Annotated in this window: 23 protein-coding genes; 7 read left to right on the plus strand and 16 right to left on the minus strand. The window is 65.7% G+C overall.

The genetic code is table 11. From position 1 onward, the window contains the following. Window positions 1-2: 2 nt before the first annotated feature. The 6 genes from AC6I9R_RS13165 to AC6I9R_RS13190 all read right to left on the minus strand — a co-directional run bounded on the left by AC6I9R_RS13165 (window position 3) and on the right by AC6I9R_RS13190 (window position 6,588). Complete coding sequence (locus tag AC6I9R_RS13165) at window positions 3-1,178, minus strand: acyl-CoA dehydrogenase family protein (protein WP_461426021.1); 1,176 nt, start codon at window positions 1,176-1,178, stop codon at window positions 3-5. Continuing rightward, entirely contained in the window at window positions 1,178-1,978 is an 801-nt protein-coding gene (locus AC6I9R_RS13170; RefSeq protein ID WP_461426022.1) for an enoyl-CoA hydratase family protein, read from the minus strand. The genes AC6I9R_RS13165 and AC6I9R_RS13170 overlap by 1 nt, the downstream gene beginning before the upstream one ends. Continuing rightward, the gene (locus AC6I9R_RS13175) at window positions 1,978-2,451 is read right to left on the minus strand and encodes a MarR family winged helix-turn-helix transcriptional regulator (RefSeq protein ID WP_461426023.1); all 474 of its coding nucleotides are present in this window, start codon (window positions 2,449-2,451) and stop codon (window positions 1,978-1,980) included. The genes AC6I9R_RS13170 and AC6I9R_RS13175 overlap by 1 nt, the downstream gene beginning before the upstream one ends. Next, window positions 2,451-3,185: an SDR family NAD(P)-dependent oxidoreductase gene (locus AC6I9R_RS13180; RefSeq protein WP_461426024.1), complete on the minus strand. Its 735-nt coding sequence runs from the start codon at window positions 3,183-3,185 to the stop codon at window positions 2,451-2,453. The genes AC6I9R_RS13175 and AC6I9R_RS13180 overlap by 1 nt, the downstream gene beginning before the upstream one ends. Next, window positions 3,182-5,476 (minus strand): bifunctional salicylyl-CoA 5-hydroxylase/oxidoreductase, encoded by a 2,295-nt coding sequence (locus AC6I9R_RS13185; RefSeq protein WP_461426025.1) that lies wholly within the window; start codon window positions 5,474-5,476, stop codon window positions 3,182-3,184. Before AC6I9R_RS13185 ends, AC6I9R_RS13180 begins: the two co-directional genes overlap by 4 nt. 131 nt (window positions 5,477-5,607) lie before the next feature. Continuing rightward, window positions 5,608-6,588: an NAD(P)-dependent alcohol dehydrogenase gene (locus AC6I9R_RS13190; protein WP_461426026.1), complete on the minus strand. Its 981-nt coding sequence runs from the start codon at window positions 6,586-6,588 to the stop codon at window positions 5,608-5,610. A 97-nt stretch (window positions 6,589-6,685) separates the two neighbouring features. Here AC6I9R_RS13190 and AC6I9R_RS13195 point away from each other — a divergent pair, with 97 nt between their 5' ends. Continuing rightward, window positions 6,686-7,570, plus strand: a complete 885-nt coding sequence (locus AC6I9R_RS13195; RefSeq protein WP_461426027.1) for a LysR family transcriptional regulator — start codon at window positions 6,686-6,688, stop codon at window positions 7,568-7,570. Between the two features lie 9 nt (window positions 7,571-7,579). Here the strand turns inward: AC6I9R_RS13195 and AC6I9R_RS13200 are convergent, their stop codons facing one another. From AC6I9R_RS13200 to AC6I9R_RS13225, 6 genes are read right to left on the minus strand one after another with little or no spacing between them, the layout of a single operon-like run. Next, the gene (locus AC6I9R_RS13200) at window positions 7,580-8,500 is read right to left on the minus strand and encodes a metal ABC transporter substrate-binding protein (RefSeq protein ID WP_461426028.1); all 921 of its coding nucleotides are present in this window, start codon (window positions 8,498-8,500) and stop codon (window positions 7,580-7,582) included. 4 nt (window positions 8,501-8,504) lie between these two features. Beyond that, a complete protein-coding gene (locus AC6I9R_RS13205; RefSeq protein WP_461426029.1) occupies window positions 8,505-8,840 on the minus strand; it encodes a hypothetical protein in 336 nt (111 codons plus the stop codon). Beyond that, window positions 8,837-9,607 carry a DUF4198 domain-containing protein gene (locus tag AC6I9R_RS13210; RefSeq protein WP_461426030.1) on the minus strand — a complete coding sequence of 257 codons (771 nt, stop codon included), beginning with the start codon at window positions 9,605-9,607 and terminating at the stop codon, window positions 8,837-8,839. The genes AC6I9R_RS13205 and AC6I9R_RS13210 overlap by 4 nt, the downstream gene beginning before the upstream one ends. Before the next feature lie 37 nt (window positions 9,608-9,644). After that, window positions 9,645-10,802 (minus strand): ABC transporter permease, encoded by a 1,158-nt coding sequence (locus AC6I9R_RS13215; RefSeq protein WP_461426031.1) that lies wholly within the window; start codon window positions 10,800-10,802, stop codon window positions 9,645-9,647. Further along, window positions 10,799-11,473, minus strand: coding sequence for an ABC transporter ATP-binding protein (locus AC6I9R_RS13220; RefSeq protein WP_461426032.1), 675 nt, complete (start codon window positions 11,471-11,473; stop codon window positions 10,799-10,801). The genes AC6I9R_RS13215 and AC6I9R_RS13220 overlap by 4 nt, the downstream gene beginning before the upstream one ends. After that, a complete protein-coding gene (locus AC6I9R_RS13225; RefSeq protein ID WP_461426033.1) occupies window positions 11,470-12,081 on the minus strand; it encodes a hypothetical protein in 612 nt (203 codons plus the stop codon). The genes AC6I9R_RS13220 and AC6I9R_RS13225 overlap by 4 nt, the downstream gene beginning before the upstream one ends. Window positions 12,082-12,283: 202 nt before the next feature. On the opposite strand from AC6I9R_RS13225, the gene AC6I9R_RS13230 reads away from it, so the two are divergent. Genes AC6I9R_RS13230 through AC6I9R_RS13255 form a run of 6 tightly spaced genes read left to right on the plus strand, consistent with a single transcriptional unit; the run spans window position 12,284 to window position 19,389 of the window. Further along, window positions 12,284-13,573 (plus strand): amidohydrolase family protein, encoded by a 1,290-nt coding sequence (locus tag AC6I9R_RS13230; protein ID WP_461426034.1) that lies wholly within the window; start codon window positions 12,284-12,286, stop codon window positions 13,571-13,573. Between the two features lie 30 nt (window positions 13,574-13,603). Then, window positions 13,604-14,587, plus strand: a complete 984-nt coding sequence (locus AC6I9R_RS13235; RefSeq protein WP_461426035.1) for a BMP family protein — start codon at window positions 13,604-13,606, stop codon at window positions 14,585-14,587. Between the two features lie 3 nt (window positions 14,588-14,590). Next, window positions 14,591-15,901 carry an amidase gene (locus tag AC6I9R_RS13240; protein WP_461426036.1) on the plus strand — a complete coding sequence of 437 codons (1,311 nt, stop codon included), beginning with the start codon at window positions 14,591-14,593 and terminating at the stop codon, window positions 15,899-15,901. Continuing rightward, window positions 15,898-17,418, plus strand: coding sequence for an ABC transporter ATP-binding protein (locus tag AC6I9R_RS13245; RefSeq protein WP_461426037.1), 1,521 nt, complete (start codon window positions 15,898-15,900; stop codon window positions 17,416-17,418). The genes AC6I9R_RS13240 and AC6I9R_RS13245 overlap by 4 nt, the downstream gene beginning before the upstream one ends. Further along, entirely contained in the window at window positions 17,408-18,451 is a 1,044-nt protein-coding gene (locus AC6I9R_RS13250) for an ABC transporter permease (protein ID WP_461426038.1), read from the plus strand. Before AC6I9R_RS13245 ends, AC6I9R_RS13250 begins: the two co-directional genes overlap by 11 nt. Beyond that, window positions 18,448-19,389, plus strand: a complete 942-nt coding sequence (locus AC6I9R_RS13255) for an ABC transporter permease (RefSeq protein WP_461426039.1) — start codon at window positions 18,448-18,450, stop codon at window positions 19,387-19,389. The genes AC6I9R_RS13250 and AC6I9R_RS13255 overlap by 4 nt, the downstream gene beginning before the upstream one ends. On the opposite strand, the gene AC6I9R_RS13260 is transcribed toward AC6I9R_RS13255, so the two are convergent. The 4 genes from AC6I9R_RS13260 to AC6I9R_RS13275 all read right to left on the minus strand — a co-directional run bounded on the left by AC6I9R_RS13260 (window position 19,386) and on the right by AC6I9R_RS13275 (window position 26,321). Beyond that, a complete protein-coding gene (locus AC6I9R_RS13260) occupies window positions 19,386-22,499 on the minus strand; it encodes an alpha-mannosidase (protein ID WP_461426040.1) in 3,114 nt (1,037 codons plus the stop codon). The genes AC6I9R_RS13255 and AC6I9R_RS13260 overlap by 4 nt on opposite strands. A 3-nt stretch (window positions 22,500-22,502) precedes the next feature. Continuing rightward, window positions 22,503-24,227 carry an ABC transporter ATP-binding protein gene (locus AC6I9R_RS13265; RefSeq protein WP_461426041.1) on the minus strand — a complete coding sequence of 575 codons (1,725 nt, stop codon included), beginning with the start codon at window positions 24,225-24,227 and terminating at the stop codon, window positions 22,503-22,505. Window positions 24,228-24,394: 167 nt separating this feature from the next. Then, a complete protein-coding gene (locus AC6I9R_RS13270; protein WP_461426042.1) occupies window positions 24,395-25,309 on the minus strand; it encodes an ABC transporter permease in 915 nt (304 codons plus the stop codon). A gap of 4 nt (window positions 25,310-25,313) precedes the next feature. Beyond that, window positions 25,314-26,321 (minus strand): ABC transporter permease, encoded by a 1,008-nt coding sequence (locus AC6I9R_RS13275; protein WP_461426043.1) that lies wholly within the window; start codon window positions 26,319-26,321, stop codon window positions 25,314-25,316. Window positions 26,322-26,332: the final 11 nt, after the last annotated feature.

Raw genomic sequence — 26,332 nt, forward strand, 5'->3', positions numbered from 1 at the left:
ACTCAGACCTCCTTTGACGGGCTTGGCATCTGCCCCAGCGTCTGGCGCGCGATGATCACGCGCTGCACGTCCGAGGCGCCCTCATAGATGCGCAACGCCCTGATTTCGCGGTAAAGTCTTTCCACCGTCTCTCCCGCGCGCACGCCGTCACCGCCGTGGAGTTGTACCGCCTTGTCGATCACCTTCTGCGCCTGATCGGTCGAGAACAGCTTGGCCATCGCCGCCTCTCGGGTAATACGCGGCGCGCCGCTGTCCTTGGTCCAGGCGGCGCGGTAGATCAGCAACGCGCTGGCGTCGATGTCGACGGCCATGTCGGCGATGTGACCCTGCACCATCTGCAAATCGAACAGCGGCGCGCCCTGGAGTTGCCGCATGGTGACACGCTCCAAGGCTTCGTCCAGGGCCCGCCGCGCAAACCCCAAGGCCGCCGCCGCGACGGTCGAGCGGAAGACATCGAGGACCGACATGGCGATCTTGAAGCCCCAGCCGCTTTCGCCGATCAGGGCGCTGGCGGGCACGCGGCAGTCGTCAAACCGCAGCGTCGCCAGCGGATGCGGCGCGATGGTCTCCAGCCGCTCCGTCACGCTCAGGCCGGGCGTGTCGGCGGGCACGATGAACGCCGACAGCCCCTTGGCGCCAGGCGCGTCCCCGGTGCGCGCGAAGACGGTATAGACATCCGCAATGCCGCCATTGCTGATCCAGGTCTTCTCCCCGTTCAACACGTAGGCATCGCCCTCGCGCGTCGCAGTCATGGTGGAGTTTGCGACGTCCGATCCGGATTGAGGTTCCGTCAGGGCGAAGGCCGCAAGCGCCGTGCCCGCGCGGACCTTGGGCAGCCATTCCCGCTTCTGCACGTCGGTGCCAAACAGCGAAATCGCCCCGGTGCCCAGGCCCTGCATGGCGAAAGCGAAATCCGCCAGACCGTCGTGGAGCGCCAGGGTCTCGCGGATCAAACAGAGGCTGCGCACGTCCAGTGGCGTGTCGCCCTCCGGGTCAACGGTGGCGTGGTTCAGCCAGCCGCCCTGCCCCAGCGCGCCGACGATCTGGCGACAGGCCGCATCGGTATCGGCATGGTTTACGCCGCTTAACGCGTCGCCCGCCCAAGCCTCCAGCCGCGGGGCCAGATCGCGGTGCGCGGCGTCGAAGAACGGCCATTCCAGGAAGCTACGATCCGCCATCAATCGCCCTCGAACACAGGTTTTTCCTTCGCGACGAACGCTTTGTAGGCGCGCTCAAAATCCGCGGTCTGCATGCAGATCGCTTGCGCCTGCGCCTCTGCCTCAATCGCCTGTTCAATCGACATCGACCATTCCTGGGCCAGCATGGTCTTGGTCATCATGTGCCCAAAGTTCGGCCCCGCCGCGATGCGGGTGGCCAGCGCCTGCGCCTCGGCGTCCAAATCCTCCGCCGGGACCACCTTGTTGTGAAACCCCCAGGCGTGTCCTTCGTCCGCCGTCATCGCGCGGCCGGTATAAAGCAGCTCAGCCGCGCGGCCCTGTCCGATGATCCGCGGCAGGATCGCGCAGGCGCCCATATCGCACCCCGCAAGGCCGACGCGGGTGAACAGGAACGCGGTCCGCGCCTCGGGCGTGGCGATGCGTAGGTCCGAGGCCATGGCGATGATCGCGCCGGCTCCCACGCAGACCCCGTCGATGGCCGCGATCACCGGCTTGCCGCAGTTGATGATGGCCTTGACCAGATCGCCGGTCATCCGGGTGAAGGCCAACAGCTCCTTCATCGACATGCGTGTCAAAGGTCCAATGATATCATGGACATCGCCGCCAGAGCTAAAGTTGCCCCCGTTCGACGCAAAGATCACCGCGTCCACGTCATCGGCATAGGCCAGATCACGGAACCAGTCCCGCAACTCGGCGTAGCTGTCGAACGTCAGCGGGTTTTTGCGGTCAGGCCGGTCCAGCGCCACGGTGGCAATGCCGTCTGCGATCTCGCATCTGAAATGGCTCACATCCCTGCGCATCACGCGTCATCCTTGCTGAGGGAGGCTTCCAGAACTTCAAGCCGCGCGCTGATATCGCGGGCCTCGGGTGGGCTGAACTCTCCCAGGATCTCGTCAATCCACCCCTCATGGGCGGCGGCCTGTTCGGCGAAAACCTCATGGCCCCGCTGGGTCAAACGCACCAGCGACGCGCGCCTGTCGCCTGGCACCGGGACGCGCACCAGGATGCCGTCCTCGGCCAACCGGTCCACGATGCCCGTGACGTTGCCGTTGGACACGCGCAACACGCCCGACAGCTCGCTCATTTTCAACCCGTCCTCATAGCGCGACAGGGCGGCCATCACGTCAAATCGGGGCAGCGTGGTGCCGAAATCCTCGCGCAGGTGCTCGCGTAGCGTGGCTTCAATCGCCCGACTGGCCTTGAGGAACCGCAGCCAGAGCCGTAGCCGCTCTTTCGAGGCACTTTCCAAAGGTTCCATCGCATGTTCTGCCATCAAATCTCTCCTCCCGACAGGCTCAGCGCCTGCCCATTGACCGAGCGTGCCGCGTCCGAGCAGAGCCACAAGGCCATCCCCGCGACCTCATCGGTCTGAATGAACCGCCGTTGCGGGTTGCCCTTGGTCAGCGACTTTGCGGCGTCCTCGGCGGTCATTCCCGTTTTCTCCACGATATTGGCGATGGATCGCTCCAACATCGGCGTCTCGATGAAGCCCGGGCAGATCGCGTTGACGGTGATCCCCGTCGCCGCCAGCTCCTGCGCCAGCGCCCGGGTCAGGCCGACGACGCCGTGTTTTGCGGCGCAATAGCCGGCGACGTAAGGGTAGCCCTTTAGGCCCGCGGTCGAGGCAATGGCGATCATCCGCCCCCCGCCTGCCGCCTTCATGTCCGCCAATCCCGCTTGCCAGACGTTGAACACGCCGCCCAGGTTCACCTCGACCATCGCCGTCAGGTCTTCGGCGGTCATCTTGGCAAAGGGCACGCTCGTGGCAGCACCCGCATTGGCCACAACCACGGTCACGGGGCCCCGTTCCGCGCGCGCGGCCTCGAATGCTCGGGCGACCGAGGCCGCATCGGTCACGTCGCACAGCTGATACGGCAGGCCCTGCGCTGCCAGCGTCTCTGCCGTGCGGCCCATGATCGTCACGGCGTATCCGGCGCGCGCGAACTGCTGCGCCACCTCCGCCCCCACGCCCGTGCCGCCGCCGGTGATCACCACATGGGCCGTCATACCTTACCCGCCATTTCCGCCTCTCGGTCCGCCAAACGCCACGCCTGGTCCCGCCCGGCCTCATAGGGTTTTGGCCAAACCTCTTGTCTGTCGCCAAGCTCCGTTGCCGCGTGCAATGTCCAATAGGGATCGGCCAGATGCGGCCGCGCGAGGCAGACGAGATCAGCCCTTCCCGCCATCAGGATCGAGTTCACGTGATCCGCTTCAAAAATGTTGCCGACTGCCATGGTCTTGATCCCGGCCTCATTGCGGATCCGGTCCGAGAACGGGGTCTGGAACATGCGGCCATAGACGGGCTTGGCTTCGGTGGAGGTCTGCCCGGCAGAAACATCGATGATGTCCGCACCCGCCGCCTCAAACATCGCCGCGATCTGCACCGCCTCATCCGGCGTCACCCCATCCTCACCCGCCCAGTCATTGGCCGAGATGCGCACCGACATCGGCTTGCCCTCGGGCCACGCCGCGCGCATCGCGGCGAAGACCTCCAGCGGGTAGCGCATCCGGTTCTCTAGGCTGCCGCCGTAATCGTCCGTGCGCAGGTTCGAGAGCGGCGAGATGAAGGACGAGATCAGGTAGCCGTGGGCCGCGTGCAGCTCGATCATGTCGAACCCCGCCGCGTCGGCCATCTCCGTGGCCGCCACGAACTCGCCCCGCACCCGCTCCATATCCGCGCGGTCCATGGCCTTTGGCACCGCATTGGCGTCAGACCAGGCAATCGCCGAGGCGGACAGCAACGGCCAGTTGCCGTCGCTCAACGGCATGTCCATCCCCTCCCACCCCACACGGGTGGAGCCCTTTCGCCCGGAATGGCCGATCTGGCAGCAGGTTTTCGCCTCTGTCTCCGCGTGGATGAAGGTGTTCAACCGCGCCCACGCATCCAAATGTTCCGGCGCATAAAGCCCGGGGCAGCCCGGCGTGATCCGGCCCTCCGCCGACACGCAGGTCATCTCGGTATAGACCAGCCCCGCGCCGCCCTTGGCGCGCTCGCCGTAGTGGATCAGGTGCCAATCGGTCGGGCAGCCGTCCACCGCCTTGTATTGCGCCATCGGCGAGACGACGATGCGGTTCTTCAACGTCATATCCCGCAAGCGGAACGGCGCGAACATCGGCGCGCGTGCGGGACCGTTGTGGCCCCCGCCCGCCTGCGCCATGAACCAGCTTTCTGCCGAGGCGAGCCAGTCGGGGTCCCGCGCGCGCAGGTTCTCGTGGCTGATCCGCTGGGACCGTGTGAGCATGGAGTAGTTCAGCTGCACCGGGTCCAGGTGCAGATACCGCTCCACATCCTCGAACCATTCGACAGAGTTGCGCGCCGCCGATTGCAGGCGCAATACCTCCAGCCGCCGCGTTGCCTCATACTTGGCAAACGCCTCTTCCAGATCCGGCGTGCGCTGGATTTCGTCGGACAGCGCAATAGCGCTTTCCAGCGCCAGCTTGGTCCCCGACCCGATAGAGAAATGCGCCGTGGCCGAGGCGTCACCCAGAAGCACCACGTTCTTGTGGCTCCACTTTTCGCACAGCACCCGGGGGAACCTGATCCAGGCCGAGCCTCGGATATGGTTGGCGTTGGTCATCAGCGCGTGCCCACCCAGATGACCCTTAAAGATCTCCTGGCAAACCTCAATGCTCTCCTGCTGGCTCATCTCGCTGAAGCCGTAGGCGTCAAACGTCTCCTGCCCGCATTCGACGATGAACGTCGCGGTGTCTTCGTCAAACTGGTAGGCATGGGCCCAGACCCAGCCCTTGTCGGTGTCCTCGAAGATGAAGGTGAAGGCGTCGTCGAACTTCTGATGCGTGCCCATCCAGACGAACTGGCACAGGCGCATATCGATGTCGGGCTGGAAGGTCTCGGAAAACTCCATCCGCGTTTTGGAGTTCAACCCGTCCGAGGCCACGACCACGTCGAAATCATCCATATATTCAGACGCGGCGCCCACCTGCGTCTCGAACCGCAGATCAACACCCAGGTCCACGGCGCGCCCATGCAGGATCTGCAACAGCTTCTTGCGCCCGATGCCGCAGAACCCGTGCCCGGACGAGACCAGCTTTTGTCCCTTGTGATGCAGGGCAATGTCATCCCAATAGGCAAAATGCGCGCGGATTTCCTGGGCGCTGACGGGGTCATTCCGCTCCAGATTGTCCAGCGTCTCGTCGGACAGAACCACGCCCCATCCGAAAGTATCATCGGGCCGGTTGCGCTCGAACACGACCACCTCGGCGTCGGGCTGGCGCAGCTTGGTCGAGATCGCGAAGTACAGCCCCGCAGGCCCCCCGCCCAAACACGCTATGCGCATGATGCACCCCCACTTGTTCCTGTCAGAAGAACGCTATGGAGGGCGCGCGCCTTTTTCAAGTCTAAATATTTTAAGCTTGAAGTAAATGATGGGCTACCTCGCCTCAGGCCCCGATACTCCGTGGTCGCCGCCTAGACGACGACCACGTTCCCGCGTTTGTGTCCGGTCTGCACATGCCGATGCGCTTCAACCAAATCCGCAAGCGGATAGACCCGGTCGAGCACCGGAGCCAGCGTGCCGGTCGCCAACATCTCCAAAAGCCGCGCCAAGTGGGCGCGCAGGGTTTCTGGGGGCAAGAGACCCGCCGCGGCAAAGAGCGCGCGTCGCCCGCCCGACAGGCGGCTTGTCATCATCGCGCCCAGAAGCGGCAGAGTCAGCACCGGGCAGATGTAGCGGCCCCGCGCCGTCAGCGCCGCCTTGACCTGCCGGAAAGAGCTGACCCCGATCGTGTCGAAGATCACGTCGTAACGCTCTGAAAGAACGGTGAAATCCTCCCTACCGTAGTCAATGATCCGCTCGGCACCCAAGTCAGACACGAGGCTGGCATTCCGGGCGCTGCAGGTGGCCGTGACACGCGCCCCGGCGGCCTTGGCGATTTGAACCGCCGCCGTCCCGAGGCTGCCTGAACCGCCCAGAACAAGCACCTTATGCCCCGGCTGGACCCTGGCAATTTCATGGAGGAAATGGAACGACGTCAGGGGCCCGTCGCACATGACCGCCGCGTCCTCATGGGACAGCGCGGCGGGCTTTTTCACCAAGACGCCACTTTCATCAAGGCAGATGTGGCTGGCGTTGGCCCCGAAGGTCAGCCCCGCCTCGCCGAAGACATCATCGCCCACGGCAAACCGGCTCACCCCATCTCCCACCGCGATCACCTCGCCCGACAGGCAAGTGCCCACAAGATCGTGACGCGGGCGGCGCAGGCCCAGAAACAGCCGGGCAAATCGCGGTGTGCCGGCGCGCATCATCCCATCGGCGCGGGTCACGGCAGAGGCGCGGATGCGGATCAGCACCTCTTGCGGACCGGGGGTGGGGATTGGTCGCTGGACGGGCGCCAGCATATGGGGCGGGCCGTAGCGTTGCACGCTGAACGCGGTCAAAGTCGCAGTCATGATCATCTCCTTCGGGTTGAATTTCCCTTCTGCTAGAGGATCAATACCTCACCGCATATTGCCAAAAATACACCGCTGTGGTTCATAATCGTTCCAAATGATCGATTGGAAATCTCTTCCGGCCTTTCTGGCCGTCGCCCGCGCGGGGTCGCTGCGCAGCGCCGCCGAACACTCCGACAGCACCCATGCCACGGTGCGGCGGCAGATCGAAGGGCTGGAGGCTCAGCTGGGGGTCCAGTTGTTTCGGCGCAGCGCCGGTGGGCTGGAATTGTCGGCGGCCGGCCGCAAACTGTTGCCCCAGGCGTTGGAGGCTGAAGCGTCGCTTCGCCAAGGCTTCAACGCAGTGCGGGGCCTTGACGGGGAGGCCGCGGGCCGCATCCGGCTATCGGCTGATCCGATGACCGCGCACTTCCTGTTGGCGCCTGTGCTGGCAGAATTCTTGACCCTCTACCCCGACATTCAGATCGATGTGAACCTGTCCTACACCCTTGATTCCATTGACAAGCTGGAAACCGACGTCTCGATCCGCCATGTCCGGGAGGTCACGGGCGACGCCGTGGGGCGCAAGTTATTTCCGCTCTCCATCGGGGTCTTCGCCTCGCGCCCTTATCTCGACAGGCATCTGCACGACGCCGGGCCGCGCGGCGAGGGGCTGACCTGGCTCGGCTACGGGGAGGTGCCGGAGTTACAGGCGATGATCGCTGCCTCACCGTTTCCCCGCGCGACCGTGCGCCACGCGATTGCGGACCCTGCGATGCACCTGCACATGGCCCGCGCAGGGGCGGGCATGACGTTTTTGGCGGCCTGGGTGGAAAGCGTGTTCCCCGAATTGCAGCGCGTGCCAGGGTCCGCGCTAGACCAGAGCCGGGCCACCTGGGTGCTGATGCACGGCGACCTGCGCCGGGTGCGGCGGGTCCGGCTGTTCGTCGACTACCTCTATGAAAGCCTGTTGGAGCGGCGCTCGGATTTCATTGGACGCTAATGCGCCGCGTTATCCGCCGCTCAAAAGCCCTGTCGCGGCGCGCAGGTCGTCCAAGGTGGCCCCCATGGCGCTCAGGAAATCACCCTCCGTCGGACGATTGGCCAGAGGCGGGATGACCACGCTGACAAGGCCCAGGTCCTCGACCGCGGCGCGGGACGCGGCATCGGGCTCGGCCTCCCAAATGAACAGGCGCGCGCCATTGTCGGACATTATCCCTTCCAAATCAGACAGTTGCGCGGCGGTTACGGGTTCTCTCGGGTCCCATTCCACCGCGTCGATGTCCATGCCGTAGGCCCGGGCGAAATACTGATAGCGCGGGTGTGCGGCGATCATTGCGATGCCTTGGGCCGCCTCGCCTGCGTCCTGTGCGGCCACGTCCAGCGCCTCCAGATCCGCCACGAGGGCCGCGAGATTACGCGCGATCTCGGCCTCGGCCTCCGGCGCGCGCCGTGTCAGGGCCGCGGCAATCGCGGCAGCCTGCATCTGCGCCTGGGCGAAGTCGAGCCACAGGTAATTGGCCACGCCCGTATGCGAATGCTGCCCGCCCTCGCCGTGGGAATGCGTGATTGTCTCGGTCGCGATGAAGGCGTCTTCAAAGGCGGCAGAGGTCATCACGCTGCGCGAACGGGGCAAGGTCGTGCGCGCGGTCCAATCGGCAAAGCCCGCGCCGTTCAGAAGGATCAGATCCGCCGCCTGAATGGCCGAGATATCGGCGATGCCGGGCCGCCAGAACGACGGGTCGACGTTGTTGGGCACGGTGAAGCTTACGTCCGCCAGGTCCCCCGCAATCCGCTCGGCGAAATAGGCCAGCGGGTAGTTCACCGCAGCGATGGACAGACGGTCCTGGGCCGTGGCGCGCCCGGCAAAGGTTACCAAGCCAGCAAGGGTCAGGCTGCCCATCGTGCGGCGGGTCAGGCGGGGGGTGGTCATGGTGCTAACTCCCTGATCCCCGAGCAATATCCTCGGGCGTCAGTATCCAGTAATTGTCGTGACCCTCGCCGGTCCTGACCTCGATCAGCAGGCCGTCGTCGGCGTGGGCCGGGTCCAGCGGGAAGCGCACCGTGCCGTCAGCTTCAAGGGGCAGCAGCAGCAACGGCTCCCCCTGCCCGTCCAGCACGCTGACCTCGCCCACTTGCGGCAGGTTGCCGTTGGAAAAACGGCTTTCGACCACGACGACACCCTCTTCGACGAAGGCGAAGACATTCAACTGATGCGCCCAGGCGGCGGTGGCAAAAACCACCCCCGCCAAGCCCGCGAGAAGCGTTCTCATTGCCCCGTCCATTCCTCGAAGTGGACCCAGATCACGGCGCCCAACTCAACGGCCCGGGGCGTGCCGTCGAAGTCCAGCGTTTCCGGCGCGGTGTTGAGCGCGGCAAAGCCCCACCATCCGGCGTTGGGGGTGGAGTAGCTGAACACGCCGTCCGCGTCGGCGACGATGGTCTGGGTGATCATCAGATCCGAGGGCACCGTGGCCGACAGATCTTCATTGTAGTATTCCACCTCGACCTCGGCGAAGGGCACAGGCTCGCCCTCCAGCAGCACGCGGCCCTGGAACACGTTGCCTTCCCAGATGCCGAACGGGCGGGTCAATGGCTCAATCTCGGTGCGCAGACCCAGCATCGCGTCCCAGCCCTCGTCGTCGCCGTAAGCGCTCACGTAGGTCTTGGTGTAATGGACGATGAAGCTGTCTTCGGCGGGCTCCCAATAGGGCTGCGGCTCCATAGCGAAAACATATGTGCCGGGCCGCGCCAGGTCATATTCCATGGTGTAGCCCGCGGCTTCCATGATCGTCGCAGGCTGCAACTCGCCCATCAGGTCCGTGGTCTCCCCTTCATGGGTGACCGTGAAAGAGACCGGCGAGACCAGCTCCATCCCCGCCAGCTCAAACGGGTGCGAGAACGACACATCTAGCGTGACCGAACGGCCATCCTCCTGGCTTACCATCGGGTCGGACGGGATGATCATCCCGTAGTGCGCAAGCGCCGCCCCGGTGCCAAGGGCGGTCGTTGCCAAAATCGCGGCCAATGTCTTCTTCATGGTCTTCTCCCCGTGTCAGGTTTTGATCTTGTTTGTCTTATGTGGCCAGAAGCCACGCCACGATGGTATCGCCCGATGATTGCACGCCCATGACGATGGCCGCTGCAATCAGGCCCGCGCAGGCCAGCAATATCACCGTTTCCGAGGCCAGCAGCCGCAGGATCATGCCCGGGCGTGCGCCCAGCTTGAAGGCGGTCTGCATCTCCCTCGCACGCAAACGGTAGCTCAGGAACACCGCGAGGCCAACCGCCGCCAGCGCCGCCGCGCCCACGATCAAGGTGACCGCGTCCAGCAAGGACTTAATGCGGAAGATCCGGTCGACCAACTCGCCCACGACATCTTGCGGGACGATGATCTGAAGCGGGTTGGCCGCATCCAGGTAGCGCCCGCGCAGGATCGTGCCCGCCCGAGCGTCGTCGGGCACCACCAGAATGCCCGAAACGGGATAGGTCGCCGGATCACCGTGGAAGTGGAAGCTGTCGATGTTCTCGGGCGTGATACGGTTGAACTCCACAATGGCCGCATTGGCCACAACCTCGTCCGTGTCTGCATCAGCGGCCACCACGCCGTCATGGCCGTGCCCGATGCCGGAAATCACCCAAGTCGTTGCGATATCGACGAAAATCGCCTCATCATCCGGGGTGCCCCGGGGCGCCAACACGCCCACGATGTTCAACTCCAGCGGATAGACCCCGTCCAGATCGAACAGGTTCTGCGGTGCCGAGACGACGGTATCGCCCGGCCCAAGGTCGAGCCTTTCGGCCACGGCGGCCCCCAGCAGGGCCTCCCCCAGCACCGCCAGTTGGCGGCCCTCGGCCACATCCAATGCGCGGAAGTCGAAATAATCCAGCGTCGTGCCCACAATCCGCGCGCCGTTGCTTTCAAACGCGGTGTTGAGCGGGATCGGAATGGCCATCGCGCTGTCCCAGATCTCCTCGGATGCCGCCATGGTCACGGGCTCTGCCCGGTCGTCCGAGAAATAAAGCGCGTTCATCACCAAGTCGAGCTGGCTGCCACGATTGCCCAACACCAGCGGCGTCGCCTCGGCGCGGTCCGTCAGGGACGTGCGCGCGCCGTCCAGAAGCACCTGGCTGACCAGCGGCACCGACAGGATCATCGCCGCCACCAGCACCAGAATGGCCGAGCGCAAGCGATGAAACCGCAAATAGGCGAAGGCCAGGAACAGCGTGTTCATCCCGTGGCCACCTCAGCCACGCGGAAGGCGGCAAAATCGATCACCCGATCAAACCGCGGCAGCAGGTCGTGATCATGGGTTACTGCTAGAAGCGCGGCCCCGGCCTCGCGCGTGCGCGAAAACAGCAGGTCCAGAATGGCTGACTTGTTGTCGGGATCAAGGTTCCCCGTCGCCTCATCGGCCAGGATCAATTTCGGCTCACGCACCAACGCCCGGCAGAGCGCAACGCGCTGCTGCTCCCCCTGGCTCAACGCGCCGGGACGGCGGCCCAGCTTGCCCGCCAGGCCGCACGCCTCGGCCAGTTGATTGGCGCGCGCACGGGCCGCCGCATCCAATGGCGCGCCAGACGTGATGCGGTACGGATAAAGGATGTTCTCACGCGCCGTCAGGTAATCGAGCAGCGCGAAATCCTGGAACACAAAGCCGATGTTGCTGGCCCGAAACGTGCGCCGCGCCGCGTCGGGCAGGCCGGTGACCGCCTGGCCATCCACCGTGATCTCGCCCGCTTGCGGCACCGTGATCCCGGCAATCAGGTTCAGAAGCGTCGTCTTGCCGGTCCCGCTTGGCCCCACAACGGCCACACGCTCTCCATCCTCCAAATGCAACTCGGGCACGGACAGGCGGAAGTCTCCGCCCGGATAGGAAAAGGCGATATCTTTCAACGCGATCATGGCTCGGCCAGGACCATTTCACCGGCCCCCTCCCGGTCCACATCGGTCAACTCGAACCCCGTGAGGCGCCAGGCGCCGTCGACGGGCTCGACCGTCAGCTCGGCGGCATAGGTGTTGCCGCGCACGTGCATGTGGGTCGCGTGGCCGACGGTGCCCACGACGCGCCAGCGCGCGCTCCAGGTAAAGCGCTCTCCCTCGCGGGCCTGATCGATGCGCAGCATCTCCATCGTGTGGATTTCCTGGTCCGCCTCTTCCGAGGGATCGAGCCCGCCGCCCACCATCGCGCCGACCCGCTCCAGGTACAATTCCTCCAATGCATCGCCCGCGGCGACCGTGGCGAGGCTGTCGTAGATCTCGGCCTCGCCGGTCTCGTTGAAGGCCTGGTAGACGGCGGTCAAAAGCTCGGGCGCGACCAGGAAAAAACTCTCGCCCAGCGCCTCTGCGGTCATCGGCTCGAACCCCGTCATCTCGTAGGGCACCGGCGTGCGCTCCATGTTCGTGTAGGCGACCCAGCCGCCCGCCACCGCGCACAACAGCACCACGCCCGTCACAGAGGCGGCCAGCTTGCCAGAGACGGCGTGCCGGGGATGTGGTTCAGATTCTTCCATCGCCCGCGACAAGATAATGAAAACGCCCGGACTTCCAGATCAGATCGCATGAAATTGAAAAGCCCCTGTCCTGCCCTCCCCCATGCATTGCCCCCGCCAAGTGCCTGTTTTTTGACCAGATGGCGCATCTTTCGCCATGGCGCGCGATTAGGCGGATGACAGGTTAGAATTTTACCATATGGTAAGGAAACCGGGGGACGACATGCTGGACTTGATTTTACGACAGGCGCGGTTGCCGGACGGATCGGCGCCGCAAGACATCGGGATCGCGGGCGACAAGATCGCCGCAATCGCCCCCCGCATCGACGCCGAGGCGCAGACGGAAATTGACGCAACGGGCCGTCTGGTCGCGCCGCCGTTCGTCGATCCGCACTTCCACATGGACGCCACGCTCAGCCTTGGCCAACCCCGGATGAACGTCTCGGGCACGCTGCTGGAGGGCATCGCGCTCTGGGGCGAGCTGAAGCCGCTGCTGACGCCCGAGGCCGTCATCGACCGCGCCCTGCGCTACTGTGATCTGGCCGTGTCGCAAGGTCTTTTGTCGATCCGCAGCCATGTCGATGTCTGCGATGACAGCCTCACCGCGGTTGAAGCCTTGGTCGAGGTGCGCAGGATCGTCGCCCCCTACATCGATCTGCAACTGGTGGCCTTCCCGCAAGACGGCCTCTACCGCTCCCCCACCGCCGAGGCGAACCTGCTGCGCGCCCTGGACATGGGCGTCGATGTCGTCGGCGGCATCCCGCACTTTGAGAGGACCATGGCCGATGGCGCCCGCTCCGTCGTGCGCCTGTGCGAGATTGCGGCAGATCGTGGCCTGATGCTGGATCTGCATTGCGACGAAAGCGATGATCCGATGTCGCGCCATGTGGAGACCTTGGCGGCGGAAACGACGCGCCTGGGCCTTGGCGGTCGCGTCACCGCCAGCCACGTCACCGCCATGCATTCTTACGACAATTACTATGCCTCCAAGCTGATCCCGCTGATCGCGGAAAGTGGCATGAACATCATCCCCAACCCGCTGATCAACATCACACTGCAAGGCCGGTCCGATACCTACCCCCGCCGTCGTGGTCTCACCCGGGTGCCGGAGCTGCGCGCGGCAGGCGTCAACGTCTCCTTCGGGCAGGATTGCACCATGGACCCGTGGTACTCCCTCGGCTCGGGTGACATGCTGGACGTCGCCCACATGGGCGTCCACGCCGTGCCGATGACCTCGCGCGAGGCGATGGAATGGGCGTTTTCCTCCGTCACCCGGAACGGCGCCCGCACCATGGGCCTGCCGGATCCGACGCTCCGCGAAGGCGGCCCCGCCAACATGGTCGTCCTGCAAGCCCAGGACCCGATCGAGGCCGTGCGCCTGCGCGCCACGCGCCTTGCCGTCATCAAGCACGGCAAGGTCATCTCCCGCACCCCGCCGCGCCTGGCGCAGTTGGACCTGCCGGGTCGCCCCGACACGCTCGACCCCGCCAGCTACGCGCCCAAAACCCCATAACAAACTGCCACCAACACAAGAGGATTTCCCATGACCTTCACCTCCAACCGCCGCCAGCTTCTGATCGGCGCCGCCGCCACCCTCGCCCTGCCCGCCTACATCCGCCGCGCCAATGCACAGGCTGCCGTGCGCATCGCGGGCGTTCATAACTCTCCGGTCGAAAACGCTTGGAACAGCCGCATTCACCTCGCGTTCCAGGAAGCCGCCGCCTCGGGCCTGATCGAGTATGAATTCTCCGAAGGCGTGGACCCCACCGACTACCCCCGCGCCATGCGCGAATACGCCGAAAGCGGCGTGCAACTGGTCTGGGGCGAGTCCTACGCGGTGGAGCGTGAGGCCCGCGAAGTGGCCGAGGACTACCCCGACACCGCCTTCCTCATGGGCTCGTCCGGCGGGCCCCAGGGCGACAACTTCGGCGTCTTCGGCACCCGCAACCACGAGGCCGCGTACCTCGCAGGCATGTTGGCCGGTCAGATGTCCGAGACGAACGTCTTCGGCTCCGTCGGCGGCTTCCCGATCCCCGAGGTCAACCTGGTGATCAACGCTTTCCGCGCGGGCGTCAGTGAAGTGAACCCCGACGCCACCTTCCTCAACGCCTTCCTCGGCGCCTGGTTCGACCCCGCCCGCGCCAAGGAGGCCGGGCTGGCCCAGATCGACGCAGGCGCCGACATCCTCTTTGGCGAGCGGATCGGTACGGCGGATGCCGCCGAGGAACGCGGCGTGCGCGCCATCGGCTCGCTCATCGACTATACGCCACGCTACCCCGGCACGGTCTTCGCCAACGCGATCTGGAACTATGGCCCCACGATCGAGGCCATCGTCGCCGACATCCAGGCCGGCACCCCCGTGGGCCGCGACTACACCGAGTATTCGTTCATGGCCCACGGCGGCAATGAGTTGATCTATGTGGCCGACGAAGTCCCTGCCGAGGCCATCGGCCCGATGGAGGCGCGCCAGGCCCAGATCCAGTCCGGCGAATGGGACGTGCCGATCAACAACGACGAGCCGGCCTGACACTTGGACGCCACGGCCCTCGCCCAATCCATCGCCCAGGGGCGAACCTCCGCCCCTGCGGTGATGGAAGCCACCCTCGCCCGCGTCCAGGCGCAGGCGGGGCTGGGGGCCGTGGCGCGCCTTCTGCCCCCGGATGCGCTCCCCGCGCCCGCCTCCGGGCCCTTCTCCGGCGTGCCGATGCTCGCCAAGGATCTCGGCTCCCACGCACGCGGCCTCGCGCCCGCCGCCGGGTCCGGCGCCTTGCGGGCCCGTGTCACGGACCCCGACGACGATAGCGATTTCTTCAAAGCCCTCCGCGCGTTAGGCCTCGTGCCCATCGGCCTCTCGACCACGCCCGAATTCGGCTTCGCGCTCAGCGCCGAGCCGCCCGGCCAGCCCCCGGCCCGGAACCCCTTTGACACCGCGCTTTCCCCCGGCGGCTCGTCCGGTGGTGCGGCGGCAGCAGTGGCCGCAGGCCTCGTGGCGCTGGCCCATGCCACCGATGCCGCAGGCTCCATTCGTGTGCCCGCCGCCTGCTGCGGCCTCTGGGGTTTGAAACCCTCCCGCGACGCGACGCCCATGGGCCCGGACCACAGCAACTACCTGATGGGCATCGTCGGCGAGGGGCTTCTGGCGCGCTCCCTGCGCGACCTCACCACAGCCCTCACCCCCTTCCTGCCGCGCGGAAAAGCCTCTGAGGCTCCCTGCATCGCCCTGATGATCCCGAAGCGCTGCGATCCCGTCCAGGCCGAGGCCACGCGCCAGGCCGCCCGCCTCTTTGAGCGCGCGGGCGCCTTGGTCATCCCCACCGCCGCACCTGACACCCTCGGCGCGGAAGCCCATGAGATCGCGGGAAAAATCCTTGCCGTCTCCCTCGCCGAATGGCTCGACGCCTTCGCCATCCCAGATGCCGAGGTCTCCCCCCTCGCCGCCGCCAACGCCACCCTGGGCCGTGCCATCACCGGCACTCAGGTCTTCTCCCTCACCCGTCGGATCCAGCAGATCACCCACACCGCAGCCGCGCTGTTCACCAAGGCAGACGCCCTGCTCATGCCAATCCTCTCCGGCCCGCCGCCCCCCATAGGCGCCTTCCCGACGGACCACACAGACGTCCAAACCCACCTTGCCAAGATGGAAAGCTTGGCCCCCAACGCCGCGCTCGCCAATATCGCGGGCCTGCCCGCCTTGGCCATCCCACTACCCACCGCCACAACGCCCACCGCCGTTCAACTCATCGGCCCGCGCGGCGCGGATGCCATGCTTCTCGCCCTTGCCGCCACCATCGCGCCGCCTCCCATCGCCTACCCCGCCCCCCTCGCCGGGATGCCACAATGACGGACGTGCTGGCGCTCAACAAGATCACCAAACGCTTCGGCGCGCTCACCGCCAATGACGCCGTCACGCTGACCCTCGGCCAGGGCGAAATCCTCGCCCTTCTGGGTGAAAACGGCGCGGGCAAAACGACGCTGATGAACATCCTTTTCGGCCATTACGCCGCCGACGCAGGCACAGTACAGGTCTTCGGCCAAGAGGTGCCCCCCGGCAAACCCCGCGCCGCCATCGATGCGGGCGTGGGCATGGTCCACCAGCATTTCACCCTCGCGGGCAATCTGACGGTGCTTGAAAACATCATGCTCGGCTCCGAGTCCCTGCTGCGCGCCACCTCTTCCCGCGCCGCAGCCCGAAAGAAACTCTTGCAGATCGCAGAGCGCTTCGGCCTGCCTGTCTCGCCCGATGAGAAGGTCAGCAAACTCTCGGTGGGCGAGCGTCAGCGGGTCGAAATCCTCAAGGCGCTTTACCGCGACGCCCGCATCCTGATCCTCGATGAGCCCACGGCGGTGCTCGCCCGCCCCGAGGCCGAGCGTCTGTTCGAAACGCTCAAAGACATGACCCGCGAGGGCCTGTCGCTCATCTTCATCAGCCACAAATTACACGAGGTCATGGCGGCCTCGGACCGGGTCGCCGTCCTGCGCGGCGGCAAGATGGTGGCGGAGCGGACGACGTCTGAAACCAGCGCCGAAGAGCTGGCCGAACTGATGGTGGGCCGCAAGGTCGAACGCCCCGTGCGCCAGGATCACAAGATCGGTGCGCCGGTTCTGATCGCCAAGGATGTCCGCGTTGGGGAAGGCGGAGAGACCAAGCTCGATGACATCTCCTTCAGCATCAGCGCAGGCGAAATCCTCGGCATCGTCGGCGTCTCGGGCAACGGTCAGGCGAGCCTCGGCGCGCTGGTCTCGGGCCTCACACGTCCACAGTCCGGCACGCTGACGCTCGACGGCGAAGAGGTCGCCCCCCTCGGGCCCCGTGGCATGATCCGCGCGGGCGTGGGCCGCGTGCCCGAGGATCGTCACAGCGAAGGCGCGGTGGGTGAGCTGTCGGTCTGGGAAAACGCCGTGCTCGAACGCCTGCGCACGCCCGAATTCTCCACCCGGGGCTTCGTGCGCCAGGCCGCCTGCAAAGCCTATGCCGCCGATCTAATCGAACGGTTCGACATTCGCGGCGCTACCCCCGACACCCGCACGCGGCTTCTGTCGGGCGGCAATATGCAGAAGCTGATCCTGGGCCGTTGCCTGTCGATTGGCCCCAAGTTCCTGCTGGCAAATCAACCCACGCGGGGCCTGGATGAGGGCGCCATCGCCGCCGTCCACGCCGAGCTTCTGGCCGCCCGCGCCGAGGGCGCGGCGATCCTGCTGATTTCCGAGGAATTGGAAGAGGCCGTAGCGCTGTCGGACCGGATCCAGGCCATGGTCAAGGGCCGCCTGTCGCGGCCGATCCCGGCGGCGGAAGCCGATCCCCAGCGCCTCGGGTTGATGATGGCGGGCGTCTGGCAGGAGGGCGAAGATGCGGCTTGAACGGCGCACGGAAGTCCCCGTCACCCTGATCATCGTGGCGCCGCTCATTGCGGTCGCCGTGGCCCTGACGCTGGCCGCAGGCCTGATCGCGGCGGCGGGCGTGAACCCCCTCGCGGCCTATGGCGAGATGCTGCGCGGGGCGTTTGGGTCGCGCCTGTCGATCACCGAGACGCTCACCCGCGCCACGCCACTGATCCTCACCGGGCTGGCCGCCGCCATAGCCTTCCGCGCGCGGCTCTGGAACATCGGCGGCGAGGGACAGTTCTTCATGGGCGCGCTGATCACCGCCTGGGTCGGCCATTCCCTCGGCCTGCCGCCGGCCCTCGGCATCGCGGTGCTGCTGGTCTTCGGCATGGCCGCGGGTGCCACGCTTCTGGCGGGCCCCGCCTACCTGCGCCTGCGCTTCGGGGTGGACGAGGTCGTCACCACGCTGCTTCTCAACTTCATCGTCATCCTCTTTGTGGGCCTTATGGTCGAAGGCCCCCTGCGCGACCCGCTGGCCTTCGGCTGGCCCTCCTCCGTGCCCGTGGACGGCGACTACCGTCTGCCAGACCTTGTGGCGCGCACCCGCCTGCACGTGGGCTTCCTCATCGCCATCGCCGCCGCGGGCGCCGTCTGGCTGATCCTGTCGCGCACCGTCTTCGGGGCCGAGACCCGCGCCGTGGGCCTCAGCGCCTCCGCCGCGTCCTTCGCGGGCATCTCCCTGCCCAAGAACCTGATGGCCGTGGCGCTCTTCTCCGGCGCGCTCGCGGGCCTTGCGGGCTCCATGGAGGTCCTGGGCGTCACGGCCAGCGTCACCACCACCATGTCGCCGGGCTTTGGCTATGCGGGCATCGTCGTGGCCATGCTCGCCGCCCTGCACCCCGCAGGCGTCGTGGTCGCCGCGATCTTCGTGGCCACCGTTTTCGTCGGCGCCGACGCCATGAGCCGCGCCACCGGCGTGCCCAGCTTCATCGCCGACGTCATCGTCGCGCTCTGCCTTCTGACCATGCTGGTGGCGTTACTCTTCACAACCTACCGGGTGCGGACATGATCGAAGCGCTGGACATCCTCACCTCCACCAGCCTCTGGGCGGCGGTTCTGCGCATCGCCACGCCGCTGATCTTCGGTGTCCTCGGCGCACTTCTGTGCGAACGCGCGGGCGTGCTGAACCTGGGGATCGAGGGGATCATGACGATGGGCGCGATGACCGGCTGGCTGACCGTCTACATGGGCGGCGACCTGATGACCGGCCTTCTGGTCGCGGCCCTGTGCGGCGCCATCATGGGCCTTTTGCACGCGATGCTGACCGTGCCCCTTGGCCTGTCACAACACGTCTCGGGCCTCGGCATCACGCTTTTTGCCTCCGCGCTCGCCTACTACCTCTACCGCCTGCTGGTCGAGGTCGGCGACCTGCCCCCCACGATCGAGCCGTTTCGCCCGCTCGACGTGCCATTCCTCTCGGATATCCCCATCCTTGGCCCGATCCTGTTCCAGCAAACCCTGCCCACGTACCTCGCCCTTCTGGCCGTCGCGGCGCTGGCCTACCTGCTCACCCGCACTCCCCTCGGCCTCGCCATCCGCATGACCGGCGAGAACCCCCACGCGGTGGAGGCCCAAGGCCTCAACCCCATCGCCATCCGCATCGGCGCGGTCGTCGCGGGATCGGCCCTCATGGCCGTCGGCGGCTCGTTCCTAACCACAGCGGCCTTCAACTCGTTTTTCCCCGAGATGGTCCAGGGCCGCGGCTGGATCTGCATCGCGCTGGTGGTTTTCGCCTCCTGGCGGCCCGGCAAGGCGCTGGTGGGCGCGCTGCTGTTTGCCTTCTTCGATGCCTACCAACTGCGCCTGCAAACCGTGGTCGAAGGCGTGCCCTACCAGCTGTTCCTGATGGCGCCCTACGTCCTGTCGATCCTCGCCCTCGTCCTCGTCGCGCGCCGCGCCGAAGTGCCCGAGGCGCTGATGGCCCCCTTCCGACGCGGAGAGCGTTAGAGCTTTAACCGAAGCGTCACAATCTCACAGGGGCTCAGGTCCAGCGTCACGCCGCCGTCCACGATCTCCAGCGCTGCGCCGCCGTCCTCCAGCAAACCAACCCGGTCGACACGGGCCACCCGCGCATCCAACGCCACCCGGATCTTGCCCCGCGTGTTATGGGCCTCAAAGAGCCTCAGGATAACGCCATCGCCGTCCTCGGCAGGCTTCACCGTCTCGATCACCGTGCGCGGGCTCTCGATCACCGCCAGCGGCCCACAAGACGCCGCGCCGCCGCCCTTGAACACGCGCGGCGGGTAATTCAGCGCATAGGCCTCCGCCCGCACATCGACGCGCGTGTCGCCCAGATGCGGCAGCAGCGCATAGGTGAACCGATGCGCGCCCTGATCCGCCACCCGGTCGGGCATCGTCGCGGATTTGATCAGCGACAGGCGCAGCACGTTGCCCCGCACGTCATAGCCGTATTTGCAGTCGTTCAGCAGCGCGACGCCGTAATCGCCCTCGCTCAGATCCGCCCATTTCTGCGCCGGCACCTCGAATTGCGCCGCGTCCCAGCTGGTGTTGCGGTGCGTGGGCCGATCAATCTGGCCCCATTGGATTTCGAAATTCGCGCGGCTGGCGCGGATGTCCACGGGGAAGGCCACCTTCAGCAGCAGATGCGTCTCGTGCCAGTCGACGTCGGTGTCGAAATCGAGCCGAGCCGAGCCGCGGGTCAGGCTGATCCGCTGCACGATGCTCGATTTGCGGAACGCCCGCTCGATCTCGACCGTCGCCCGCAGGGGGCCGTCTTCAACGATGTCGATGCGGGTCAACCCGCCCACAAGCTCTCCGCGATCTTCAAAGAAGATGTCGATGTCCCAAGCGTCCCAGCTGACGGGGCGATCTTCGAACAATTCCAACCGGTTCCCAAGCGTGCCCGGGGCCAGAACCGCGCGGTCCGCGCGTTTGTCGTGGATCTCGCTCAGCATCCCGTTGGCCCCGATGACAACGCGCAACAGCGCGTTTTCCAGCACCGTGTCCGCGCCGCGCCTGCGGGCCGAGACCGGGTCGTCAACCGTTGCCGAGCCCTCTGCCGCCGCCAGCCCGCGCACCGCCAGCGGCGCGCCGGGCGGCAGTTCGACCAAGGTGCCCCCCGCCACGGGCTGCGCGGCCAGCGGCGCGCCATGTTCCGCCACAGCGCCCACGCCCTCGGGCAAACTCACCAGCCGCGCGCCGGACAGGGGGGCGCCATCCAGCACCAGCCAATCGGCGCCCTCGGGCGCCAGCACCTTCGCCGCGCGTGTCAGCGCGGCCTCGGCCTCCGCTTCGATAAACGCGAAATCGCGGCGCGCGTCATCGAACACCTCGGTGATCGAGGTGCCGGTCAGAATGTCATGGAACTGCGTCATGCACAGGCGCTGCCAGGCGGCGGTCAAATCGCTTGGCCCCTGCCCTTCGGCCATCGCCAGCGCCATCGCCAGTTCCGTGTCGTGCAGCAGCACCTCCGCCTTGCGGTTGGCGCGTTTGATCCAGCCCTGGCTGGTCAACACGCCCCGGTGGCCTTCCAGGTAGAACTCCCCCCGCCAGACCGGCAGATCGGGCGCATCGGCCTCCAGCGTCTCGAAATAGTCGCGCACCGTGGCCATGCGCACCTCGGGCACGCCGGGCATTTGCCGCCAGGCCTCAGCCTTGCGGATCAGATCATCCGTCGGCCCGCCACCGCCATCGCCATAGCCAAAGCAGATCAGCAGATCCTGCACCCGGTCCTTGACCGTGTTGCGCGTCCAGGTGCCCAGAACCTCTCCGGCGGTCAGGTCAGACTTGTAGTTGGTGGGAAACGGCAGGTGCTGCACCTCGCGCGGCGTCGTCAGGAACTGCGCCATCACGCGGGAGCCATCGAGGCCTTCCCACCAGGTCGTCGATGCGGGCATCTGGTTGTACTGGTTCCAGTTGACCTTGTTGGTCACGAACCATTTCAGCCCCGCCTGCACCATCAGTTGTGGCAGACAGGCCGGGAAGCCGAAGGTGTCGGGCAGCCACAGGACAGGCGCCTCATGGCCCGGCCCGAAGGTCTTGTCACAATAGCGCCGCGCCAGCATGATCTGGCGCACCAGCGCTTCAGACCCCGGCATATTGGCGTCGGGTTCCACCCACATCCCGCCCAGGATCTCCCAGCGGCCTTCCGCGACGCGGGCCTTGATGCCCTCGAAGATCTCCGGGTGATCCTGCTCGGTCCATTGGTAAAGCTGCGGCTGGCTGTGCGAGAAGGCAAACCCCTCGTGCCGCTCCATCAGGCGCAACACGTTGGAATAGGTCCGCGCGTTCTTCTGCCGGATCTGCGCCACGGGCCACAGGTAGGCGACGTCCATATGCGCGTGCCCGGCAGCGAACAGGCGCACGTCCTGCTTGGGTCCCGCCTTGGCCAGCCCCTCGCGCAGCCGCGCCATCGCGGGCCCGACCGAGCGTCTGAAATCCGCATCCATCGGGTCGCGCGTGTCCAGCGCCAGAAACGCCGCGTCGAGGGCTGAGAGAAGCCCATGCTTCTCGGTCCGGTTGTCATCCAGCGCTTTGCACAGGTCCAGCGCCACGCCCGCCAGCACGGTGAACTCCTGCAATGCCCGGTCGATGTCGATGACACTGCATTCCTTGAGGAACAGTTGAGAGCGGTCGGTAGGATCGGGCGGCCAGCCCGTCAGCCCGGTCCAGCCATGGAGCAGCAGATCATGGGGCATCCCGTCCACGAACCGTTCGGGCACCTCGACGGTGTGGTGATACCTGTCGGCCGAGGCGATGGCCTCCCCGTCGATATGCAGCAGCGCCTCGGGGTGGGTGAAGATATCGCCCGCCACCCCCAGCGGCAGATGCAGCGCCGGGTGCTTCCAGCCCTTGGGCACCACGAAGCGCGAGCGCAGCACGAAATGATGATCCTGCCCGCCCCAATAGCTGTTCCACTCCAACCGCGGGCCATCGGCCTCACAGGCCGGCAGGCCGAGGTTGGGCAGGGCCACGGCATCTTGCAGCAGCTCCAGCTTGAAGCGGTCAATCGGGCTGCGCGCCAGCGCCAGCTTCGGCGCGATCAGGCCAAGGCGCTGTGCGACCTTTTCCGCCGTCAGGCGCAAGCTGTGTGACATGTCCTACCCTTGCCTCAGCTCGAACCCCGGAATGTCGCCGCGGTACACGGTTTCCGGCGTCCCGCCAATGCGCCCCAGATCCTCCAGCGCCGCGCGGGCATCATCCGCAGACCCCCAATCGCGGTCCATATCCGGCCAGGGAATGGACGAGATCAACAGCCGCGTATAGGCGTGCTGCGGATCACCGATCACCTCTTTCGGCGGCCCGGCCTCCACCACATGGCCCTTGTAAAGGACCATGACGTAATCACTCACGTGATACGCCGTCGCCAGATCGTGGGTGATGTAGATGATTGAAATCCCGTGCTTTTCCTTGAGGTCGTGGATATTGGCCAGGATCGTCGCGCGCAAGGACGCATCGACCATCGACACCGGCTCATCCGCGATCAACAGCTGGGGCGACAGCATCAGGGCGCGGGCCACGATCAACCGCTGCCGCTGCCCGCCTGACAACTGGTGCGGATAGCGCCCCAGCACCAGCGCCGGATCAAGGCCCACCGACCGGCAGGCGCTTTCCATCTCGGCCTGAACATCGCCCTGCATCCCGAAATTCTCGAACGGGAACCGCAGGGCGTGATCGACGCGGTAGAACGGGTTGAAACAGGCGTAGGGGTCCTGGAACACCGCCTGCACCTGCTTGCGGAAATCCAGCTTGGCCGCCGCCCCCATCGCGTTGATGTCCTGCCCCTTGAACGACACCTGGCCCGCGGTCGGCTGCGCAAAGCCCAACATCAGACTGCCCATGGTCGATTTGCCGCTGCCCGATTGCCCGACGATGGAGATGATCTTGGGCGCCGCCCCATCAAGCCGGAATGACATCGGATGCAGCGCCGTCACCGCGCCGTATTTCTTGGTCACACCGCTCAAATCCAGCAGAGCCTCGGCCTCGGGCGCGGCCTCAGGCACCGCCTCGTGGGTGTTGAGGAAACTGGGGCCGCCCACCAGCGGCACGCTGGAGATCAACTCCCGCGTATATTCATGCTTGGGCGCTTCCAGCACCTGGCGCACCGGCCCATGTTCCACCAGCACGCCCTTGCGCAGCACGGCGATTTCATCGACGGATTGGGCCATCAGCCCCATGTCGTGACCGATCAGGATCAGCCCCGCGCCGATGCGCCCCTGCACCTCGCGCAGGGTCTGCATGACGTGGCGCTGGGTAATCACATCGAGCGCGCTTGTCGGTTCATCCGCGATGATCAGGTCCGGGTTCAGGGCCACGCCAATGGCGATACAGACCCGCTGCTTCATGCCACCGGATAGCTCATGCGGGTAAAGCCGCCCGACAATCCCAGGATCCAACCCCACGCCCTCTAGCGCCGCGTTGGACCGCTCTTGCAATTCGGGCTGCTTCAACGCGCCTTCATGGGCGACGATGCCGTCCCAGATCTGGTTCTCGACCCGCATCACGGGGTTGAGCGAGTTCATCGCGCCTTGGGGAATGTAGCTGATCTTGCTCAACCGCACTTGCCGCATTTCCTCATCGCTCAGCGCCAGCACGTCCGGCTTGTCGAGCGAGTGCAACAGGATCTCGCCGTCGGCCACATATCCAGGAGCGGCCAGCATCCGCATCGCCGCCAGCGCCGTCGTGGTCTTGCCCGAGCCGCTCTCGCCAATGAAGCCGATGCGCCGCCCCTTCTCGATGCTGAGCGAGACATTGGTGACCGCATGGACCACGCCCTTGGTCGTGGGGAAATCGATGTGGATGTTGCGGATGTCGAGGACGCTCATGGTTTGCTACTCCTCGCCGATACCAACGTTTTATGTTCCGCCCGGCTGCAGGCCGGGCAGCCCCCGACCGCCCCGTTGCACTGAAAGTGCACTCCATAGGAGCGACGCGGGGGCTTCACCCCCACCCGCGGCCGGGGGCTGCCTTCAGTGATCTTCGCCCGTTCCATCTAAAGCCTCCTCAACCGCGGATTGGACACTTCGTCCAACCCCAGGTTCACCAACAACAACCCCACAAACATCACCGCCAGCAGGATCGTCGGGAAGCCCCACCACCACCACATGTTCTGGATCAACGCGCCCGAGTTGATCGCGTCATAGATCACCCGGCCCAGCGTCGGCACCCGTTGCGGGCCCAGACCCAGCACCTCCAAGCCCACCGCCGTCACAATCGACGTGGTGACATTGGCAATGAACGAGCCGAACAGATACGGCACCAGGTTCGGCAACATCTCCCGAAACATGATGTGCATGGTCGACGCACCCGACAGTCGCGCCATCTGCACGTATCCCGCCTCTCGCATCGACAGCACTTGCGCCCGGATCAGGCGCGTGGGTGATTGCCAGACAAAGCCCGCGATCAGCAGCGCCATGATCGTCAGGCTGATGTCGCCGAACGCCGCCTGCACCACCACCAGGATCAACAGCGGCGGGATGGTGATCATCACGTCCGAGCCGACGCGGATCACATCGTCCGTGCGCCCGCCGAGGAAACCGGCGGAAAAGCCCAGGAAAATCCCCAGCGACATCCCGATCAGGGACGCCAACACGCCCACGTAAAGCGAGTTTGGCGCGCCCACGATGATCAGCGCCAGAATATCCTTGCCCGACACATCGGTGCCCAGCGGATGCGCCCAGGTCCCCACCTGCCCGCGTATGTTCTCGACCCCCACGGGGCCCTGACGCGGCATCCCCGCCCCGGTAAACACCAGGTCCGTGTCCCAGAAGAACCGGCCCAGAATGCCCAACGCGATGATGCCCAGAAGCAGCCCCGCGCCCCAAATCAGTTTCGGGTTCAGCCAGGGGTTGTCGAAGCGCCGCATCCTGCGCTTCTGGCGGCGTGACAGGGTATCTGTATCACTCATGCCTCTACTCCCCATGCCGAATGCGCGGATCGATCAGCGGATAAAGCAGATCGACGAAGAACACCGCCAGCGCGGTCATCAGGATGATGACGAAACTGACGCCTTGGATCACCGGAAAATCCTGCAGCAGGATGGCGTCATACAGAAGCTTACCCATCCCGTTGTAGCTGAAGATCCGCTCCACCAGCACCTGCCCCGCGATCAGCATCCCGATCTTCAGGGCAAAGGCGGTGATCTGCGGCAGGATCGCGTTGCGGATCATGTATTGGTAGAGAATATAGCGTTTTTTCAGGCCCTTGGCCTTGGCGAGCGTCGTGTAATCCTCGCCCTGCACGGTGATCATCAGCCCCCGCATCCCCAGCGCCCAGAAGCCGAAGGTAACGATCACGATGGACATCGCCGGCAGGAACCCGTGGTAGAGGACGGAGCCTGCGAACTCGAAACTCCACCCCGGCACCACGTTCAGCCCATAAGCGCCCGTCAGCGGGAACCACGGCAATTGGCTGGAGAAAAAATACATCAGCAAAAGTCCCGACAAAATTGGCGGGATTGAGGTGAAGATCATCACCGCCGGGATCGCGACTTTCAGAAGGCCGGGCGAATGCTCCCACACCATCAGAGCGCCCAGAAGGTTGCCGATGACAAAGGTGATGATCAGGCTGACCAGCATCAGCCCCACGGTCCAGGGCAGCGCCGTGGCGATCATCGATGAGACTTCTGTGGGGAAGCTGGAGGTCGAGAGGCCAAAGTCGAACGTCAGCGTGTTCCAGAGGTAGTAGAGGTATTGCACAAACAGCGGCTGATCGAGGCCGAAGCTCTCGCGCAATTGCTGCATGATCGCCTCGGAATTGTCGACGGTGCCACCCCCCGCCGCCATCCGCCCCAGCATCACATCGACGGGGTCCACGGGGCTTAGCCTTGGGATGATCCAGATCAGCGTGGCCGCAATGAACACGGTCAGAACCAGCGTGAACACGCGGTTGCCGATGTAGCTTAGGGGGATGCGCGACATGGGGTCTCCTT

This window comes from Gymnodinialimonas sp., from assembly GCF_059726805.1.